We start from the raw sequence: 18,583 nt of genomic DNA, 5'->3' as shown, positions 1-18,583 counted from the left end.
TCGGGCACTCCGTTAACCTGACTAAGCTGTGTCGTAGCTCACATCGACAGCCCAACGAGGGAGCGACGCGGCGGTATGAACGCATACGTACCCATTCTGGTGATCGGGGCGATCGCTGCCCTCTTCGCGGTCGGCTCGGTCGGCATCGCGGTCCTGATCGGTCCGCGGCGCTACAACCGCGCCAAACTCGAGGCGTACGAGTGCGGCATCGAGCCGATGGAACCCGGCGGGGTGAACAGCGAGGCGACCGGTCAGCGCTTCCCGGTGAAGTACTACCTGACGGCCATGCTGTTCATCGTCTTCGACATCGAGATCGTGTTCCTCTACCCGTGGGCCGTGTCGTTCGACTCGCTCGGGCTGTTTGCCGTGATCGAGATGTTGCTGTTCATGCTCACGGTATTCGTCGCCTACGCCTACGTGTGGCGACGTGGAGGGTTGTCATGGGACTAGAGGAGAAACTGCCCGGCGGCATCTTGCTGTCGACCGTGGAGAAGGTTGCGGGCTACGTCCGCAAGGGCTCGCTGTGGCCGGCCACCTTCGGCCTGGCCTGCTGTGCGATCGAGATGATGGCGACTGCGGGACCGCGGTTCGACATCGCCCGCTTCGGCATGGAGCGCTTCTCGGCGACGCCGCGGCAGGCCGACCTGATGATCGTCGCCGGCCGGGTGAGCCAGAAGATGGCACCGGTTCTGCGGCAGGTCTACGACCAGATGGCCGAACCCAAATGGGTTCTGGCGATGGGAGTCTGTGCGTCGTCGGGCGGCATGTTCAACAACTACGCCGTCGTACAGGGCGTCGACCACGTGGTGCCGGTCGACATCTATCTGCCCGGCTGTCCGCCGAGGCCGGAGATGCTGCTCAACGCGATCTTGATGCTGCACGCCAAGATTCAGGAGATGCCGCTGGGCGTCAACCGCGCCGAGGCCATCGCCGCCACGGAGGCAGCGGCGCTCGCCTCGCGGCCGACCATCGAGTTCACCGGACTGCTGCGCCCATGACCGACGTCGCAGGCGACCCCAACGGGCACGAGGTGATCGGAACGCGCCGTGGCATGTTCGGCGTGACCGGCACCGGCGACACCTCCGGCTACGGACGCCTGGTCCGCGAGGTCACTCTCCCGGGGAGCACGCCGCGGCCCTACGGCGGCTACTTCGACGACGTGGTGGACCTGTTGGCCTCGGCCCTCGGCGACGACGTCTTCGCGACCGCCGTCGAACGGGTGGTGGTGTTCCGCGACGAACTGACCCTTGACGTCCGCCGCGAGCACCTCGTCACCGTCGCCCGCGTGCTGCGCGACGACCCCGCGCTGCGCTTCGAGCTGTGCCTCGGCGTGTCCGGGGTGCACTATCCCGCCGACGTCGGTCGCGAACTCCACGCCGTCTACGCGCTGAACTCCATCACCCACAACCGCCGGGTGCGGCTCGAGGTCGTCGCACCGGACGCGGATCCGCATGTGCCGTCGCTGTATTCGGTCTACCCGACCACCGATTGGCACGAACGCGAGACGTACGACTTCTTCGGCATCCTGTTCGACGGGCACCCGGCGCTGACCAGGATCGAGATGCCCGACGACTGGGTGGGCCACCCGCAGCGGAAGGACTACCCGCTGGGCGGCATCCCGGTCGAGTACCACGGCGCCTCGATTCCCCCACCCGACCAGCGGAGGTCGTACAACTGATGACCGATTACGACGTGGACCGCGACGTCCTGGTCACCGTCGGTGGCCAGGACTGGGACGAGGTGGTCGCCGCCGCTCGCGACGCCTCGGTGGCCGGCGAGCGCATCGTCGTCAACATGGGTCCGCAGCACCCGTCGACGCACGGCGTGCTCCGGCTGATCCTCGAGATCGAGGGCGAGACCATCACCGAGGCCCGCTGTGGCATCGGCTATCTGCACACAGGCATCGAGAAGAACCTCGAGTACCGCACGTGGACGCAGGGGGTCACGTTCGTGACCCGGATGGACTACCTGTCGCCGTTCTTCAACGAGACGGTCTACTGCCTCGGCGTCGAGAAGCTGCTCGGCGTCACCGACGACGTCCCCGAACGGGCCAGCGTCATCCGCGTGATGATGATGGAACTCAATCGGATCTCCAGCCACCTCGTGGCGCTGGCCACCGGCGGCATGGAACTCGGTTCGATGTCGGCGATGTTCTTCGGCTTCCGGGAACGTGAACTGATCCTGTCGGTCTTCGAGACCATCACCGGCCTGCGCATGAACCACGCCTACATCCGGCCCGGTGGGCTAGCGGCCGACCTGCCCGAGGAGGCACTTCCCCAGCTGCGCGAGCTGCTCGACCTGCTGCCGATCCGGTTGCGCGACATGGAGAACCTGCTCAACGAGAACTACATCTGGAAGGCACGGACCGTCGGGGTCGGCTACCTGGACCTCACCGGCTGCATGGCGCTCGGCATCACCGGCCCGGTCCTGCGCTCCACCGGACTCCCCCACGACCTGCGCCGCGCGCAGCCCTACTGCGGATACGAGGACTACGAGTTCGACGTCATCACCACCGATGAGTGCGACGCCTACGGCCGCTACATGATCCGCGTCCGGGAGATGCGCGAGTCGATCAGGATCGTCGAACAGTGCCTCGACAAGCTCCGGCCCGGCCCGGTGATGATCACCGACAAGAAATTGGCCTGGCCCGCCGATCTGAAGATCGGGCCCGACGGCCTCGGCAACTCACCCGAGCACATCGCCAAGATCATGGGCGGGTCCATGGAGGCCCTCATCCACCACTTCAAGCTGGTGACCGAGGGCATCCGCGTGCCCGCCGGTCAGGTGTACACCGCCGTCGAGTCGCCCCGCGGCGAACTCGGCGTGCACATGGTGAGCGACGGCGGGACCCGCCCCTTCCGGGTGCACTACCGCGACCCGTCGTTCACGAATCTGCAAGCCGTGGCGGCGATGTGCGAGGGCGGAATGGTGGCCGATGCGATCGCGGCGGTCGCGTCGATCGATCCGGTGATGGGCGGTGTGGACAGATGACACTCGTCGAACTGCGGTTGGGACAGCGACCCGACGAACCGGGTCCCCCGATCGCCCGGGGCGACCACGCCTATCCGCCCGACGTGGCGACCCGGCTGGCCGAGGACGCCGCCGTCGTCGTCGCCAAGTACCCGCAGTCGCGTTCGGCGCTGCTGCCGCTGCTGCACCTGGTCCAGTCCCAGGACGGCTACCTGACTCCGGCCGGGATCGCCTTCTGCGCAGAGCAACTGGATCTGAGCCCGGCAGAGGTCACCGCGGTCGCGACGTTCTACTCGATGTACCGGCGCACGCCCACCGGGGACTACCTGGTGGGGGTCTGCACGAACACGCTGTGCGCGATCATGGGCGGGGACGTGATCCTCGAGACCCTGGAAGACCACCTCGGCGTGCACGCGGGCGAGACCACGGCCGACGGAAAGGTCACCCTCGAGCATCTCGAGTGCAACGCCGCCTGCGACTACGCGCCCGTCCTGATGGTCAACTGGGAGTTCTTCGACCAGCAGACCCCCGGCTCGGCAAGGACTCTCGTCGACGAGCTGCGGGCCGGTGAGCCCGTCACCCCCACCCGCGGTGCGACGCTGTGCACGTTCCGCGAGACCGCCCGCATCCTCGCCGGCTTCTCCGACGAGCGTCCCGGCGCCAACGACGGCGCACCCGGCGACGCCACCCTCGCGGGTCTGATGGTGGCGCGCGAGCGCGGGATGAGCGCCCCCACGCCCGGCCAGACCGGACCCACTGCGGACGGTCCCGACGACGAACGGATGACCCAGGAGGCGCTGCGCGACGAACCCGCCCCCGCACCGTCCGCCGACGTCCCGCCGACGAACGGGGCGGCCCGATGACCCTCGCCCCCGTGCTCAGCAGTTACTGGGACCAGCCGTCGTCGTGGACGCTGGAGTCCTACCGCGGGCACGACGGGTATCAGGCGCTCGAGAAGGCCCTGGCCATGGCGCCCGACGACCTAATCGCCCTGGTCAAGGAGTCCGGGCTACGCGGCCGCGGTGGCGCCGGCTTCCCCACCGGACAGAAGTGGTCGTTCATCCCGCAGGGCAGCGACGGGCCGGGCGCCAAGCCCAAGTACCTGGTGATCAACGCCGACGAGTCGGAACCCGGCACGTGCAAGGACATGCCGCTGATGATGGCGACGCCGCACGTGCTCGTGGAGGGCGCAATCATCGCCGCGTACGCGATCCGCGCGCGGCACGCGTTCATCTACGTCCGCGGCGAGGTGGTGCCCGTGCTGCGGCGCCTGCAGGCCGCCGTCTCCGAGGCCTACGACGCCGGCTATCTCGGCGCCGACGTCCTCGGGTCCGGCTTCGACCTCGACCTGGTGGTGCACGCCGGGGCGGGCGCCTACATCTGCGGCGAGGAGACCGCGCTGCTCGACTCACTCGAGGGCCGCCGCGGGCAACCCCGGTTGCGGCCGCCCTTCCCCGCCGTCGCCGGCCTGTACGCGTGTCCCACGGTGGTCAACAACGTCGAGTCGATCGCGAGCGTCCCCGCCGTGATCCGCGGCGGCGTCGACTGGTTCAAGTCGATGGGCACCGAGAAGTCGCCCGGCTTCACGCTCTACTCGCTGTCCGGCCACGTCACCCGGCCCGGCCAGTACGAGGCCCCGCTGGGCGTCACGCTGCGCGAGCTGCTCGACTACGCCGGCGGCGTCCGGGCCGGCCACGAACTGAAGTTCTGGACCCCGGGCGGCTCGTCGACGCCGCTGCTCACGGCCGAACACCTCGACGTGCCACTCGACTACGAGGGCGTCGGCAAGGCCGGCTCCATGCTCGGCACCAAGGCGCTGCAGATCTTCGACGAGACCACCTGCGTGGTGCGAGCGGTCCGGCGCTGGACGCAGTTCTACGCCCACGAGTCCTGCGGCAAGTGCACCCCGTGTCGCGAGGGCACGTACTGGCTGACGCAGATCTACGCCCGCATCGAGGCCGGGGACGCCGACGAGGCCGACATCGACAAGCTGCTCGACGTGTCCGATGCGATTCTCGGCAAGTCGTTCTGCGCGCTGGGGGACGGCGCCGCGAGCCCAATCATTTCGTCCATCAAGTACTTCCGCGACGAGTACCTCGCACACCTCGACGGCGGCTGCCCGTTCGACCCGTACGCGTCGATGCTCGCCACGCCGGAAGGGGCCCTGTCATGAGCGCGCTGATCTCCCCGGCGACACCTCCCCCGGCGAGCAGACACAAATGTGCGCGACACGCCGACGAAAGACGCACGTTTACGTCTGCTCGCGGGAAAGGGGTGAGGGGCTCATGACGACCGCCGAGGACAAGGCCCGCGCCGCGCAGCCGCCGGCCACCGACGTCGAGATGGTGTCGCTGGTCATCGACGACCATCAGATCAGCGTGCCGAAGGGCACCCTGGTGATCCGCGCCGCCGAGCTGATGGGCATCCAGATTCCCCGCTTCTGCGACCACCCGCTGCTCGAGCCGGTGGGCGCGTGCCGGCAGTGCCTCGTCGACGTGGAGGGTCAGCGCAAGCCACTGGCGTCGTGCACCACGACCGTCACCCCCGACATGGTGGTGCGCACGCAACTCACCTCCGAGGTAGCCGACAAGGCCCAGCACGGCGTGATGGAACTGCTGCTCATCAACCACCCACTGGACTGCCCGGTGTGCGACAAGGGCGGCGAGTGCCCGCTGCAGAACCAGGCGATGTCCAACGGCCGCGCCGATACCCGCTTCACCGACGTGAAGCGCACCTTTCCCAAACCGATCAACCTGTCAACGCAGGTGCTGCTCGACCGCGAGAGGTGCGTCCTGTGCGCCCGGTGCACCCGGTTCTCCAACCAGATCGCCGGCGACCCGTTCATCGAGCTGCTGGAACGCGGTGCGCTGCAACAGGTCGGCATCGCCACCGACACACCATTCGACTCGTACTTCTCCGGCAACACCGTGCAGATCTGCCCAGTCGGCGCGCTCACCGGCACGGCGTACCGCTTCCGCGCCCGGCCGTTCGACCTGGTGTCGTCGCCGAGCGTGTGCGAGCACTGCGCGTCGGGTTGCGCCCAGCGCACCGATCATCGGCGCGGAAAGGTGTTGCGCCGCCTCGCCGGTGACGACCCCGAAGTCAACGAGGAGTGGAACTGCGACAAGGGCCGGTGGGCGTTCACCTATGCCCGCCAGGGCGACCGCATCGCCACGCCGCTGGTGCGCGACGCCGACGGCCGTCAGCGACCGGCGTCGTGGTCGGAAGCGGTCGCGATCGCGGTCCGCGGGCTCACCGCCGCCGGCGCCCGGACCGGCGTGCTGGTCGGTGGGCGCAGCACGTTGGAGGACGCCTACGCGTACGCCAAGTTCGCCCGGATCGTGCTCGGCACCAACGACGTCGACTTCCGCAGCCGCGCACACTCCGACGAGGAGGCGGCCTTCCTCGCCGCCGCGGTCGCCGGCCGGACCATGTCGGTCACCTACACCGATCTGGAATCCGCTGCTGCCGTGCTGCTCGTCGGCCTCGAGCCCGAGGAGGAGTCGCCGATCGTCTTCCTGCGGCTGCGCAAGGCCGCTCGCAAGCGCGGGCTGAGGGTCACCTCCATCGCGCCGTTCGCGACCCGCGGTCTGGAGAAGATGGGTGGGACGCTCATCGCCACGCCGCCCGGCGGTGAGGCCGCCGCACTCGACGCCGCGGCCGCCGACGTGGTGCCCGGAACGGTGATCCTGGTCGGCGAGCGGCTCGCCACCTCCCCCGGCGCGTACTCGGCCGTCCTGCGACTCGCGAACGCCACGGGCGCACGGGTCGGCTGGATCCCCCGCCGCGCAGGCGATCGCGGCGCGGTGGAGGCCGGCGCGATGCCCAACCTGCTGCCCGGCGGCAGGCCGGTCGACGATGCCGCGGCGCGCGCCGAGGTGGCGGCCGGCTGGCACGTCGACGACCTGCCCGCGACCCCGGGGCGCGACACCGCGGGCATCGTCGCGGGCGCGGCCGACGGCACCCTCGCCGCGCTGCTGATCGGCGGCGTCGACCTGGCCGACCTGCCCGACCCGGCGGCCGCACTCGCGGCCGTGGACGCCGCGCCGTTCGTGGTGAGTCTCGAGATCCGGCAGAGCGCGGTGACCGACCGAGCCGACGTCGTGTTCCCCGTCGCACCGGTGGCCGAGAAGGCCGGCTCGTTCCTGACGTGGGAGGGGCGGCTGCGGCCGTTCGAGCCCGCGTTGCCGCCGGAGGCCACCGCCGACATGCGCGTCCTCGCCGCGCTGGCCGACGAGGTGGGCATCGACCTCGCCCTGTCCGACGCCGCGACCGCACGCGCCGAGATCACCGGCCTCGGCGCCTGGGAGGGCGCTCCGGTCGCGGTCCCCGACGTACCGTCCGCCGGCCTGCACGAGCCCGAGTCCGGGACCGCCGTGCTGACCGGCTGGCGCATGCTGCTCAACCAGGGATCGCTTCAGGGCAGGCTGCAGGACGGCGAGCCGCACCTCGCGGGCACGGCGCGACCCGTCGTCGCCCGGCTGTCCCCGGCGACGGCGGCGGGAATCGGCGCCGCCGACGGCGATCTCGTCACCGTCGGCACCGCGGTCGCGCTGCCGCTGGCGATCACCGACATGCCCGACGGCGTCGTGTGGGCGCCGCTCGGCGCCGTACCCGCGGAGGTCGGCTCGGTCGTCGCGATCGCACGGGCGGGTGAGCAGCCGTGATCTATCCCGACCTCTCGTCGTTCGGTCACGACCCGTGGTGGCTGGTGCTCGGCAAGTCGCTGGGCGTCTTCGTGTTCTGCCTGCTGACGGTACTGGTCGCGATCCTGGTCGAGCGAAAGATCCTGGGCCGCATGCAAATGCGGTACGGCCCCAACCGCGTCGGACCGTTCGGCCTGCTGCAGAGTCTCGCCGACGGCGTGAAGCTGGCGCTCAAGGAGGGTCTGATCCCCGCCGGGGTGGACAAGCCGATCTACCTGCTGGCGCCCGTCATCTCGGTGGTTCCGGCGGTCATGGCGTTCGCGGTCATACCCCTGGGCGGCATGGTCAGCGTCTTCGGCCATCAGACTCCGCTGCAACTGACCGACCTGCCGGTCGCCGTGCTCTACGTGCTGGCCGTCACGTCGATCGGCGTGTACGGAATCGTGTTGGCCGGGTGGGCATCCGGATCGACCTACCCACTGCTGGGTGGGCTCCGGTCCAGCGCCCAGGTCGTGTCCTACGAGATCGCGATGGCGCTGTCCTTCGCCGCGGTCTTCCTGTACTCGGGCACCATGTCGACCTCGGAGATCGTCGCCAAGCAGCAGCACCTCTGGTACGTCTTCCTGCTCCTGCCGTCGTTCCTCATCTACGTCACCTCGATGGTCGGCGAGACCAACCGGGCACCGTTCGACCTCCCCGAGGCCGAGGGCGAACTGGTCGGCGGGTTCCACACCGAGTACTCGTCACTCAAGTTCGCGATGTTCATGCTCGCGGAGTACGTGAACATGACGACCGTCTCCGCACTGGCCACCACGCTGTTCCTCGGTGGCTGGCAAGCACCCTGGCCGATCAGCATGATCGACGGCGCCAACAGCGGGTGGTGGCCGCTGCTGTGGTTCATCGCCAAGGTGTGGGCGTTCCTCTTCCTGTTCATGTGGCTGCGTGCCACGTTGCCGCGGATGCGCTACGACCAGTTCATGGGGCTCGGCTGGAAAGTCCTGATCCCCATCTCGCTGGCGTGGATCATGACCGTCGCCATCGTCCGGACGCTGCGCACCGAGGGGTACGGCGCGATGGCGGTCGTGCTGGTGATCGCCAGCGCGGTCGTGGGCGTCGGCCTGCTCGTCTACCTGTCGAGATCGCTGCGCCGCAGGCGAATCCGGCTCGATCCGGGGCCCGCACCCGACTCGGGTGCGTTCCCGACTCCCCCGATGCCCGTGAAGGAGGCCGCTCGCAATGCCTAAGTTCATCGATGCGATCGCAGGATTCGGCGTCACGTTCAAGGCGATGTTCAAGAAGCCCATCACGGAGCAGTACCCGGAGGAGCCCGGACCGACGGCACAGCGCTATCACGGCCGCCACCAGCTCAACCGCTACGAGGACGGCCTGGAGAAGTGCATCGGCTGCGAGCTGTGCGCCTGGGCCTGCCCCGCCGATGCGATCTTCGTCGAGGGCGCCAGCAACACCGAGGCCGAGAGGTTCTCCCCCGGTGAGCGCTACGGCCGGGTGTACCAGATCAACTATCTGCGCTGCATCGGGTGCGGGCTGTGCCTCGAGGCGTGCCCGACCCGGGCGCTGACGATGACCAACGACTACGAGATGGCCGACGACAACCGCTCCGACCTGATCTACGGCAAGGACAAGCTGCTCGCCCCGCTGACCCCGGACATGACGGCGCCACCGCACGCCATGCTCGAGGGCAGCACCGACGAGGACTACTACCGCGGCAACGTCGGCGCATTTCGCCTGACGATCCAGCCCAAGGAATCCCTGCTGTGACGCCGGAACTCGCGGTACTCGCCGCCGACGCGGCGTTCCGCACCTCGACCGGCGAGGCCGTGCTGTTCTGGACGCTCGGCACCCTTGCGGTCGTCGCCGCGGTCGGCGTGGTCGCCGCCCCCAAGGCGGTCTACTCCGCGATCTTCCTGGCCTGCACCATGATCATCCTCGCCGTGCTCTACATCGCCCAGGATGCGGTGTTCCTGGGGGTCGTGCAGATCGTCGTCTATACGGGCGCGGTCATGATGCTCTTCCTGTTCGTGCTGATGCTCATCGGCGTGGACTCGTCGGACTCGCTGGTGGAAACCATTCGCGGACAGCGCTTCGCGGCGATCGCGGCGGGCAGCGCCTTCGGCCTGCTGTTGATCGCGGGCGTCGGCAACGTCTCCGCGGCGGGCTTCACCGGTCTCGAGCAGGCCAACGCGGGCGGCAACGTCGAGGGTCTCGCCGCACTGATCTTCGTCCGCTACGTCTGGGCGTTCGAACTCACCAGCGCCCTGCTCATCACGGCCGCGCTCGGGGCGATGGTGCTCGCGCACCGCGAGCGCATAGACCGCCGGAAGACCCAACGGGAACTCGCCATCGAGCGCTTCGCCGAGGGAGGCCACCCGACGCCGATGCCCAACCCGGGTGTCTTCGCGCGGCACAACGCGGTCGACGTACCCGCGCGGCTCCCCGACGGGTCGGACTCGGAGCTGTCGATCAGCGCGATCCTGGCACCACGCCGAGGTGACCGGTGAACCCCGACAACTACCTGTACCTGTCCGCGCTGCTGTTCACGATCGGTGCCGCCGGAGTCCTGCTGCGGCGCAACGCGATCGTCATGTTCATGTGCGTCGAGCTGATGCTCAACGCAGCGAACCTCGCATTCGTGACCTTCTCGCGGATGCACGGCCACCTCGACGGACAGGTCGTCGCGTTCTTCACCATGGTGGTCGCCGCCTGCGAGGTCGTGGTCGGGCTCGCGATCATCATGACCATCTTCCGTGCCCGGCGGTCGGCCTCGGTCGACGGCGCGAATCTGCTGAGGCACTAGGCGGCCATGATACTTCCGGTGTGGCTCCTGATCGCGCTGCCCCTGGCGGGTGCGGCGGTCCTCCTCCTGGGCGGTCGCGCGACCAACGCCTGGGGTCACCTGCTCGGCACGGCGACGGCCCTCGCGTCCTTCGCAGTCGGCGTCGTGCTGTGGCTCGACCTGCTCGGCCGCAGCGCCGAGGACCGCGTCATCGGCGAGACGCTGTTCTCCTGGGTGCCGGTGGCGTCGCTGCGGGTGGACTTCGGCCTGCAACTCGACCAGCTGTCGGTGTGCTTCGTCCTGCTGATCACCGGCGTGGGATCGCTGATCCACGTGTACTCGATCGGGTACATGGCACACGACCCCGAGCGCAGACGCTTCTTCGCCTACCTCAACCTCTTCGTCGCCGCGATGCTGCTCCTGGTACTCGCCGACAACTACCTGGGCCTGTATGTCGGGTGGGAGGGCGTCGGCCTCGCGTCCTACCTGCTGATCGGCTTCTGGTCCTACAAGCCGTCCGCGGCGGCCGCGGCCAAGAAGGCGTTCGTCGTCAACAGGGTCGGCGACATCGGCCTCGCGCTCGCGCTGATGGTGATGTTCGCCCAGACCGGAACCGTCTCCTACGCAGCAGTCTTCGACGCCGCCGGGCAGATGTCCTCCGGCGCGCTCAACGCCCTCGGTCTGCTCCTGCTGCTCGCGGCGTGCGGCAAGTCCGCGCAGGTGCCGCTGCAGTCGTGGCTCGGCGACGCGATGGAGGGCCCCACGCCGGTGTCGGCGCTGATCCACGCCGCCACCATGGTGACCGCCGGGGTGTACCTGATCGTCCGGTCCGGACCCGTCTACGACCTCGCCCCCGAGGCACGGACCGGGGTCGTGGTGGTCGGCGCGGTCACCCTGCTCTTCGGCGCCGTGATCGGCTGCGCGAAGGACGACATCAAGAAGGCCCTCGCGGCGTCGACGATGTCGCAGATCGGCTACATGGTGCTCGCGGCGGGACTGGGACCCGCCGGCTACGCCATCGCGATCATGCACCTGCTGACGCACGGCTTCTTCAAGGCGGGACTCTTCCTCGGCGCCGGGTCGGTGATGCACGGCATGGACGACGAGACCGACATGCGGCGCTACGGCGGGCTGCGAAAGTACATGCCGCTCACGTTCGTCACGTTCGGCCTGGGCTACCTCGCGATCATCGGCGTGCCACCGCTGTCGGGGTTCTTCTCCAAGGACCCGATCATCGAAACCGCCTTCGCCGCGGGCGGTGTCAGGGGAATCCTGCTCGGCGGGGCGGCACTCCTCGGCGCCGGCATCACGGCGTTCTACATGACCCGGGTGATGATCATGACGTTCTTCGGGGAGAAGCGATGGGCGCCAGACAGTCATCCGCACGAGTCGCCTGCCGTCATGACCGGGCCGATGATCGTGCTGGCCGTCGGATCAGTCGGTGCGGGAGCGCTGCTCGCGATCGGCGGCACGCTCGAGCACTGGCTAGAACCGGTCGTCGGCGGTTACGAGGCCCATCACGTCGTCCCTGCCTGGGTCATGACCACGATCACGATGGCCGTGATCGCCGTCGGCGTCGCAATCGCGTACCGGATGTACGCCACCAGGGCGGTCCCGGAGACCGCGCCGCTGGACGTCTCGGCCCTGACCGTCGCCGCCCGACGCGACCTCTACGGTGACGCCGCCAACGAGGAGTTCCTGATGCGGCCGGGACAGCGGATCACGGCCGGGCTGATCGAGATCGACGACGACGGCATCGACGGCGTCTCCCGCGGTCTCGGAACCCTCGTCGGGGGCACGTCGGAACGCCTGCGACAGTTCCAGACCGGCTTCGCCCGCAGTTACGCGCTGTCGATGCTCGGCGGCGCCGCGCTCGTCATCGCCGCGATCCTGGCGGTGCGGGTGTGGTGACTCCCTGGCTGACCATCCTGTGGGCCGTCCCGATGCTCGGTGCGGTCGTCGTGATCCTCCTGCCCTCGGCTGCAGCGCATCTCGCGAAGTACGCGGCGCTCGCGGTCTCGCTGGCCGTCCTCGCGGTGGCGGTGCTGCTGGCCGTCCGGTTCGAGCCCGGCGGCGCCCAGTACCAGTTCGTCGAGGACCACGAATGGATCCCCTCGTTCGGGACGGGCTACATCCTCGGCGTCGACGGCATCGCGCTGGCGCTGGTCGTCCTGACGGCAGTGCTCGTGCCGCTGCTGATCGTCGCCGGCTGGAACGACGCCGGCGATCGGTCGCGGTCCGCGCACACGTACGTGGCTCTGACGCTCGCCGTCGAGGGCATGGTGCTGATCTCCCTGACCGCGCTGGACGTGCTGCTGTTCTACGTCTTCTTCGAGGCAATGCTCATCCCGATGTACTTCCTCATCGGTGGGTTCGGCGGCGGCACCGCGCAGGGCCGGTCGCGAGCAGCCGTGAAGTTCCTGCTGTACAACCTCTTCGGCGGACTGATCATGCTCGCGGCGGTCATCGGCCTCTACGTCGCCACGGCGAGCGGCGACGCGTTCCCGGCGGGCACCTTCGACTTCCGTGCGATCGTCGCCGCGGTCGCCGACGGCTCGCTGAACATCAGCCCGGCCGTGCTCAACGCCCTCTTCCTCGGCTTCATGTTCGCGTTCGCCGTCAAGGCGCCGCTCTGGCCGTTCCACCGCTGGCTGCCCGACGCCGCCGTCGAGTCGACGCCCGCCACCGCGGTGCTGATGATGGCGGTGGTCGACAAGGTGGGCACGTTCGGCATGCTGCGGTACTGCCTGCAGCTGTTCCCCGACGCGTCGATGACGTTCCGGCCGTTGGTCATCACCCTCGCCGTGATCGGCATCGTCTACGGGGCGGTCGTCGCGATCGGCCAGACCGACGTCATGCGGCTGATCGCCTACACGTCGATCTCGCACTTCGGGTTCATCATCCTCGGCATCTTCGTGATGACCAGCCAGGGCCAGTCCGGATCCACGCTGTACATGGTCAACCACGGCATATCGACCGCTGCGCTGTTCCTGATCGCCGGGTTCCTGGTGTCGCGCAGGGGCTCCCGCGCGATAGCCGCCTACGGCGGCGTGCAGAAGGTGGCGCCGGTCCTCGCCGGCACGTTCCTGGTCGCCGGTCTGGCCACCCTGTCGCTGCCCGGGCTGGCCCCGTTCGTCAGCGAGTTCCTGGTCCTGATCGGGACGTTCACCGTCTACCCCGTGTTCGCGGTCTTCGCCGCGCTGGCGCTCGTGCTGTCGGCCATCTACATCCTGTGGGCCTACCAGAGGATGATGACCGGACCGGTGACCGACGGCAACGAGAAGCTGCATGACCTGGTGCCCCGGGAACTCGTCGTGGTCACTCCGCTGATCGCACTGCTGCTGGTGCTGGGCGTGTATCCGAAGCCGGTCCTGGACCTCATCGACCCCGCGGTCGGGCACACCCTGACGACCATCGGCCAGCAGGATCCCGCACCCCGCGTGGCGCAGGAAGGACCCGCCCGATGAACCTGGCCCCGCCGACCGTCGAGTACGGCCTGCTCTCCCCGATGCTGATCGTGCTCGGCGCGGCGATCGTCGGCGTGCTGGTCGAGGCGTTCCTCCCCCGACGCAGGCGGTACGCCGTCCAACTGACGGTCGCACTCGGCGCCCAGGTCGCCGCACTGGTGACCGTCGGCAAGGAATGGCTCGACCTCGGCGAGTCAGCCGGCCGGACCGCGGTGATGGGATCCGTCGCGATCGACAAGCCCGCACTGTTCCTGCAGGGCACGATCCTGGTGATCGGCGTCCTCGGCACCCTCCTGATGGCAGAACGTCGCATCGCCTCGGAGGTCGGCGCGGAGCAGGGCGCCAGCGGACTGGACGCGTTCACCCCCCAGGCGTCGGCCGTACCGGGCAGCGTCGCCGAGAAACTCGCCACCAAGGCAGGCATCGCACAGACCGAGGTCTTCCCGCTCACGATGTTCGCCGTCGCCGGGATGATGCTCTTCGGCGCGTCCGAGGACCTGCTGACGATGTTCATCGCGCTCGAGGTGTTCTCGCTGCCGCTATACCTGATGTGCGGTCTGGCTCGGCACCGGCGACTGATGTCGCAGGAGGCCGCGCTCAAGTACTTCCTGCTGGGCGCATTCTCGTCGGCGTTCTTCCTCTACGGCATCGCGCTGCTGTACGGCTACTCGGGCGGTCTCAGCCTCGGCGGCATCGACGATGCGGTCGCCAGAGGCGCGGGCAACACCACGATGGCACTCGTCGGCGTCGCGCTGCTCTCGGTGGGCGTCCTGTTCAAGGTCGGTGCGGTGCCGTTCCACTCGTGGATACCGGACGTCTACCAGGGCGCGCCCACCCCGGTGACGGCGTTCATGGCCGCCGCCACCAAGATCGCCGCGTTCGGGGCCACCCTGCGGATCTTCTACGTCGCCCTGCCGGGCCTCGAGGACGACTGGCGGCCGCTGATGTGGGCCATCGCGATCCTGACGATGGTCGTCGGCACCATCACCGCGGTGTCGCAGAGCGACGTGAAGCGGATGCTGGCGTACTCGTCGGTCGCCCACGCCGGCTTCATCCTGACCGGCGTCATCGCCCTCAACGAGACCGGCCTGTCGGCGACGCTGTTCTACCTCGCCGCCTACGGCTTCAGCACCCTGGGCGCCTTCGCCGTCGTCAGCGTCGTCCGCGGCGCCGACGGCCTGGAGGAGACCGACATGTCCCGCTGGGCGGGCCTGGGTCGGCGACATCCCCTGGTGGGCGTGGTCTTCTCGCTGTTCCTGCTCGCCTTCGCCGGCATTCCGCTGACGAGTGGTTTCGTCAGCAAGTTCGCGGTGTTCAAGGCCGCCGCCGAGGGTGGCGCCACCCCGCTGGTCATCGTCGGCGTCTGCGCCAGCGCCGTCGCCGCCTACTTCTACGTGCGGCTCATCGTGCTGATGTTCTTCACCGACCCACCCGAGGACGCACCGACGGTGGTGGTCCCCAGCTCGCTGAGCGTCGCCACCGTGACGCTGTCTGCTGCCATCACCCTCGCACTCGGCGCGCTACCGCAGCCGCTCCTCGACCTGGCGAACGACGCGAGCCGGTTCGTGCGCTAACCTGCCCACCATGAGCGATCTGGTGATCGTGACCGATCGCGACGCGGTCCGGGTCCTCACCCTCAACCGGCCCGAATCGCGAAATGCCCTGAGCCGTGACCTCATTCGAATCCTCCACGACGCACTCACCGCCGCGGACGCCGACGAATCGGTGCGGGCCGTCGTGCTCACCGGCACCGACCCGGCCTTCTGCGCGGGCGTCGACCTCAAGGAGGCCTCACGCGACGGTTCCGCGTATTTCGCGGAGTTCACGACCCAGAATTGCATCACCACCGTCGCCGAGATGCGCACGCCGGTCGTCGGCGCCATCAACGGGGCCACCTTCACCGGCGGTCTCGAGATGGCGCTCGGCTGCGACTTCCTGATCGCCTCGGAGCGGGCGGTATTCGCCGACACCCATGCGCGGGTGGGCATCCTGCCCGGCGGCGGAATGACCGCCCGGCTGCCTCAGGTGGTCGGCTCGGCGATGGCCCGCCGGCTGTCCATGACCGGCGAGGTGGTCGACGCGGCGCGTGCCGAACGAATCGGCCTCGTCACCGAAGTCGTTCCGCACGGCCGGCTTCTGGACCGTGCGCTCGAACTCGCCGGCCGCGTCGCCGAAGTGCCCGGCGCCACCATGGCGGGCCTCAAGGAGATCTACGTCCGTGGCGCGGCCACGGTGACGGAACCCGCGCTGGCCGCGGAAAATGAGATCGCCGGTACGCACGACACCGACTTCGCGGGATTGGAACAGCGCCGTCGCGACGTTGCGTCGAGCAACAGGGCCCAGATCAACCCGGAGGTAGCGCTGTGACCACCATCGAGGCGGACCTCGTCGTCATCGGATTCGGCAAGGGCGGCAAGACCCTTGCCGCCACGCTCGGCAAGCAGGGTAGGCGCGTCGTGATGGTCGAGCGGTCCGCTCTGATGTACGGCGGCACGTGCATCAACATCGGATGCGTTCCCACCAAGTCGATGGTGTTCGCCGCCGAGGAGTTGAACACGGACGCACCGGATCCGGCCGCCTACACCGCAGCCGTCCAGGCCACCGCCGCGCTGACGACGGACCTGCGCGCACAGAACTTCGCCATGCTCGACACCATCCCCGGTGTCGACGTCCTCACCGGCGCCGCGTCCTTCGTCGACCCGCACACCGTCGTCGTGCGCACCGACGACGGCGAGGTGACGGTGACCGGTCGGACCATCGTCGTCGGCACCGGATCCGAGCCGACGTGGCCGGACGTACCCGGCCTGCGGGACAACCCGCGCGCGGTCACGAGCACCGAGATGCTCTCGACGGAGGACCTGCCACGACGTCTGGTGGTCCTCGGCGGCGGATACGTGGGACTCGAATTCGCCGCCATGTACGCCGGGTACGGCGCCGAGGTCACCGTGCTCGAGCGCCACCACGCCATCCTCGGCCGGGAGGACGACGACGTCGCCACGTGCGCAGCGGATCTACTGACCGAAGCCGGAGTCACGGTGGTCACCTCGGCCTCGGTCACCGCCGTCGACGGCGCCACGGTGCACTACGAGGTGGACGGCAGCGCCGCCACCGTGGCGGCCGACCTCATCCTGGTCGCACTCGGCAGACACCCCGTCACGGCCGACCTCGGACTCTCCAACGCCGGGATCGTCACGCGCGCAGACGGTTCGATCGAGGTCGACGAGTACCTGCGCACCAGCCAGCCGCACGTCTTCGCGGTGGGCGACGTCAACGGCGGGCCGCAGTTCACCTACGTCTCCCTCGACGACCACCGCATCGTGCTCGACCAGGTGGCGGGCAGCGGGTCGCGCAGCACGGCCGATCGGCGGGCGGTGCCGTACACGCTGTTCATGACTCCGCCGCTGTCCCGGGTGGGCCTCACCGAGCGCGAGGCGCGGGCGGCGGGCCTTGACGTGCGGGTGGCGAGCCTGCCGGTCGCGAAGATGGCCACGGTGCCGCGCGCCCGCATCGTCCACCAAGCCGGGGGGATGATGAAGGCCGTCGTCGACGCCGAGACCGACGAGATCCTCGGCGCCGCACTGCTGTCGTACGACTCGCACGAGGTCATCAACACCGTCGCCCTCGCGATGCGGCACGGCATTACGGCGTCGGCGCTTCGCGACGAGATCTACACCCACCCGTCGATGACGGAGGCGTTCAACCAGCTGTTGGGTGCCCTGGCCTAGTCGGCGCTCGGGTCGTCGTCGGAGCCGGCCATGAGCACGTTCCAGGCCTCGCGGCGCTTGCGGTTCTGAACCTCGCGACGCCACTGCGTACCGCGCCGGCTGAACTGACCCTCCGCCGCCTGCTCGGCGACCTCGACGATCCGGCGTCCCAGGACGAGGGCCTCGCCGATCGTCATGGTCAGCAGCACCCCCGCCCGGTCGCCGTCGGGTCTGCCCACGGGGTCGACGACCACCCGGGCGGTCTCGGCGCGGCCGTCGGCGTCGTCGGTCCAGGGTGGGGTGGAGTAGACCTCTGGCACCCCGTCTTCGTCGTTCACGGTCAGCTGCACGTACATGCCCTCAACGGTACTGGTCACATTTTCACGCCGTGACTGATGATGGCGGCGGTCTGGTCGACCCAGGCGTCGTCCAGCGGCCCCCCGGGGTCCAGCAGGATGCGAAGAAGCGTTGCGCCGCCCACGATCTCGATCAGGCGCGCGGGATCCACGTCCGGATGCACCTCGCCGTGCGCGATCGCGTGCTCCAGCCGGGCGCGGACGAGGTCGAAGAGGCCGACGAAACGGCTCACCACGCGGGCGTTGAGGTCGGGGTCCGCGGCCATGTCGGCGATGAGCCCCGGCAGCGCCGCACGCACGACGGGGGTGACGAAGACGTCCCGGGTGGCCGCGATCATCGCCCGGACGTCGCCTTCGATGTCGCCCTCCGGCGTGCCGAGTGCGGTCGGCGCCGTGGGGAACGCCGCCTCGTGCACCAGCTCGGCCTTGCTGGACCAGCGGCGGTACAGCGCGGTCTTGGTGGTGCCCGCACGCTCGGCGACGGCGGCCATCGTCAGGGCGCCATAACCGATTTCGACGAGTAGGTCCGCGGTGGCCTCGAGTATGGCAACGTCGATGCGCGGGTCGCGTGGCCTGCCCGCAGTCGGGGTCTCGACATCCGTGGACGGGTCTGCTTTCATAACGCTACTCACCGTATCGTAATCTC

At 69.1% G+C, this 18,583-nt stretch carries 18 protein-coding genes; 16 read left to right on the top strand and 2 right to left on the bottom strand.

Going from position 1 to position 18,583, the window contains the following annotated elements; genetic code table 11:
* Positions 1-75 precede the first annotated feature (75 nt).
* The 16 genes from G6N64_RS14480 to G6N64_RS14405 all read left to right on the top strand — a co-directional run bounded on the left by G6N64_RS14480 (position 76) and on the right by G6N64_RS14405 (position 17,602).
* Positions 76-450 carry an NADH-quinone oxidoreductase subunit A gene (locus G6N64_RS14480; RefSeq protein WP_163797690.1) on the top strand — a complete coding sequence of 125 codons (375 nt, stop codon included), beginning with the start codon at positions 76-78 and terminating at the stop codon, positions 448-450.
* A complete protein-coding gene (locus G6N64_RS14475) occupies positions 441-998 on the top strand; it encodes a NuoB/complex I 20 kDa subunit family protein (protein ID WP_163797689.1) in 558 nt (185 codons plus the stop codon). Before G6N64_RS14480 ends, G6N64_RS14475 begins: the two co-directional genes overlap by 10 nt.
* Complete coding sequence (locus G6N64_RS14470; protein ID WP_163797688.1) at positions 995-1,678, top strand: NADH-quinone oxidoreductase subunit C; 684 nt, start codon at positions 995-997, stop codon at positions 1,676-1,678. The genes G6N64_RS14475 and G6N64_RS14470 overlap by 4 nt, the downstream gene beginning before the upstream one ends.
* Positions 1,678-2,991: an NADH dehydrogenase (quinone) subunit D gene (gene nuoD / locus G6N64_RS14465; RefSeq protein ID WP_163797687.1), complete on the top strand. Its 1,314-nt coding sequence runs from the start codon at positions 1,678-1,680 to the stop codon at positions 2,989-2,991. The genes G6N64_RS14470 and nuoD overlap by 1 nt, the downstream gene beginning before the upstream one ends.
* Positions 2,988-3,833 carry an NADH-quinone oxidoreductase subunit NuoE gene (nuoE, locus tag G6N64_RS14460; protein WP_163797686.1) on the top strand — a complete coding sequence of 282 codons (846 nt, stop codon included), beginning with the start codon at positions 2,988-2,990 and terminating at the stop codon, positions 3,831-3,833. The genes nuoD and nuoE overlap by 4 nt, the downstream gene beginning before the upstream one ends.
* Positions 3,830-5,143 carry an NADH-quinone oxidoreductase subunit NuoF gene (gene nuoF / locus G6N64_RS14455; protein ID WP_163797685.1) on the top strand — a complete coding sequence of 438 codons (1,314 nt, stop codon included), beginning with the start codon at positions 3,830-3,832 and terminating at the stop codon, positions 5,141-5,143. Before nuoE ends, nuoF begins: the two co-directional genes overlap by 4 nt.
* Positions 5,144-5,255: 112 nt before the next feature.
* Entirely contained in the window at positions 5,256-7,637 is a 2,382-nt protein-coding gene (locus G6N64_RS14450) for an NADH-quinone oxidoreductase subunit G (protein ID WP_163797684.1), read from the top strand.
* A complete protein-coding gene (gene nuoH / locus G6N64_RS14445; RefSeq protein WP_163797683.1) occupies positions 7,634-8,860 on the top strand; it encodes an NADH-quinone oxidoreductase subunit NuoH in 1,227 nt (408 codons plus the stop codon). The genes G6N64_RS14450 and nuoH overlap by 4 nt, the downstream gene beginning before the upstream one ends.
* Positions 8,853-9,395, top strand: coding sequence for an NADH-quinone oxidoreductase subunit NuoI (nuoI, locus tag G6N64_RS14440; RefSeq protein WP_163797682.1), 543 nt, complete (start codon positions 8,853-8,855; stop codon positions 9,393-9,395). Before nuoH ends, nuoI begins: the two co-directional genes overlap by 8 nt.
* On the top strand, positions 9,392-10,135 hold the full coding sequence (locus G6N64_RS14435) for an NADH-quinone oxidoreductase subunit J (protein ID WP_163797681.1): 744 nt from the start codon (positions 9,392-9,394) through the stop codon (positions 10,133-10,135). Before nuoI ends, G6N64_RS14435 begins: the two co-directional genes overlap by 4 nt.
* The gene (gene nuoK, locus G6N64_RS14430) at positions 10,132-10,431 is read left to right on the top strand and encodes an NADH-quinone oxidoreductase subunit NuoK (protein WP_163797680.1); all 300 of its coding nucleotides are present in this window, start codon (positions 10,132-10,134) and stop codon (positions 10,429-10,431) included. Before G6N64_RS14435 ends, nuoK begins: the two co-directional genes overlap by 4 nt.
* Positions 10,432-10,437: 6 nt before the next feature.
* Complete coding sequence (gene nuoL, locus G6N64_RS14425) at positions 10,438-12,321, top strand: NADH-quinone oxidoreductase subunit L (protein ID WP_163797679.1); 1,884 nt, start codon at positions 10,438-10,440, stop codon at positions 12,319-12,321.
* Positions 12,315-13,877 (top strand): NADH-quinone oxidoreductase subunit M, encoded by a 1,563-nt coding sequence (locus G6N64_RS14420; protein ID WP_163797678.1) that lies wholly within the window; start codon positions 12,315-12,317, stop codon positions 13,875-13,877. Before nuoL ends, G6N64_RS14420 begins: the two co-directional genes overlap by 7 nt.
* Positions 13,874-15,451 carry an NADH-quinone oxidoreductase subunit NuoN gene (gene nuoN, locus G6N64_RS14415; RefSeq protein WP_163797677.1) on the top strand — a complete coding sequence of 526 codons (1,578 nt, stop codon included), beginning with the start codon at positions 13,874-13,876 and terminating at the stop codon, positions 15,449-15,451. Before G6N64_RS14420 ends, nuoN begins: the two co-directional genes overlap by 4 nt.
* A gap of 10 nt (positions 15,452-15,461) precedes the next feature.
* Positions 15,462-16,244 carry an enoyl-CoA hydratase gene (locus G6N64_RS14410; protein ID WP_163797676.1) on the top strand — a complete coding sequence of 261 codons (783 nt, stop codon included), beginning with the start codon at positions 15,462-15,464 and terminating at the stop codon, positions 16,242-16,244.
* On the top strand, positions 16,241-17,602 hold the full coding sequence (locus tag G6N64_RS14405; RefSeq protein ID WP_163797675.1) for an FAD-dependent oxidoreductase: 1,362 nt from the start codon (positions 16,241-16,243) through the stop codon (positions 17,600-17,602). The genes G6N64_RS14410 and G6N64_RS14405 overlap by 4 nt, the downstream gene beginning before the upstream one ends.
* Here the strand turns inward: G6N64_RS14405 and G6N64_RS14400 are convergent.
* Positions 17,599-17,958 carry a hypothetical protein gene (locus tag G6N64_RS14400; protein WP_163797674.1) on the bottom strand — a complete coding sequence of 120 codons (360 nt, stop codon included), beginning with the start codon at positions 17,956-17,958 and terminating at the stop codon, positions 17,599-17,601. The genes G6N64_RS14405 and G6N64_RS14400 overlap by 4 nt on opposite strands.
* Entirely contained in the window at positions 17,955-18,557 is a 603-nt protein-coding gene (locus G6N64_RS14395; protein ID WP_163797673.1) for a TetR/AcrR family transcriptional regulator C-terminal ligand-binding domain-containing protein, read from the bottom strand. Before G6N64_RS14395 ends, G6N64_RS14400 begins: the two co-directional genes overlap by 4 nt.
* Positions 18,558-18,583: the final 26 nt, after the last annotated feature.

Source organism: Mycolicibacterium sediminis (genome assembly GCF_010731735.1).
GTDB lineage: Bacteria > Actinomycetota > Actinomycetes > Mycobacteriales > Mycobacteriaceae > Mycobacterium > Mycobacterium sediminis.
Note: the sequence above shows the minus strand (reverse complement) of the source record. Positions and strands in the feature narration are given on the sequence as shown.

Bases quoted from the DNA above. Each gene is read 5' to 3' on its own strand.
- G6N64_RS14480 (WP_163797690.1), top strand. From the start codon at position 76: ATGAACGCATACGTACCCATTCTGGTGATCGGGGCGATCGCTGCCCTC.
- G6N64_RS14475 (WP_163797689.1), top strand. From the start codon at position 441: ATGGGACTAGAGGAGAAACTGCCCGGCGGCATCTTGCTGTCGACCGTG.
- G6N64_RS14470 (WP_163797688.1), top strand. From the start codon at position 995: ATGACCGACGTCGCAGGCGACCCCAACGGGCACGAGGTGATCGGAACG.
- nuoD (WP_163797687.1), top strand. From the start codon at position 1,678: ATGACCGATTACGACGTGGACCGCGACGTCCTGGTCACCGTCGGTGGC.
- nuoE (WP_163797686.1), top strand. From the start codon at position 2,988: ATGACACTCGTCGAACTGCGGTTGGGACAGCGACCCGACGAACCGGGT.
- nuoF (WP_163797685.1), top strand. From the start codon at position 3,830: ATGACCCTCGCCCCCGTGCTCAGCAGTTACTGGGACCAGCCGTCGTCG.
- G6N64_RS14450 (WP_163797684.1), top strand. From the start codon at position 5,256: ATGACGACCGCCGAGGACAAGGCCCGCGCCGCGCAGCCGCCGGCCACC.
- nuoI (WP_163797682.1), top strand. From the start codon at position 8,853: ATGCCTAAGTTCATCGATGCGATCGCAGGATTCGGCGTCACGTTCAAG.
- nuoL (WP_163797679.1), top strand. From the start codon at position 10,438: ATGATACTTCCGGTGTGGCTCCTGATCGCGCTGCCCCTGGCGGGTGCG.
- nuoN (WP_163797677.1), top strand. From the start codon at position 13,874: ATGAACCTGGCCCCGCCGACCGTCGAGTACGGCCTGCTCTCCCCGATG.
- G6N64_RS14410 (WP_163797676.1), top strand. From the start codon at position 15,462: ATGAGCGATCTGGTGATCGTGACCGATCGCGACGCGGTCCGGGTCCTC.
- G6N64_RS14395 (WP_163797673.1), bottom strand. From the start codon at position 18,557: ATGAAAGCAGACCCGTCCACGGATGTCGAGACCCCGACTGCGGGCAGG.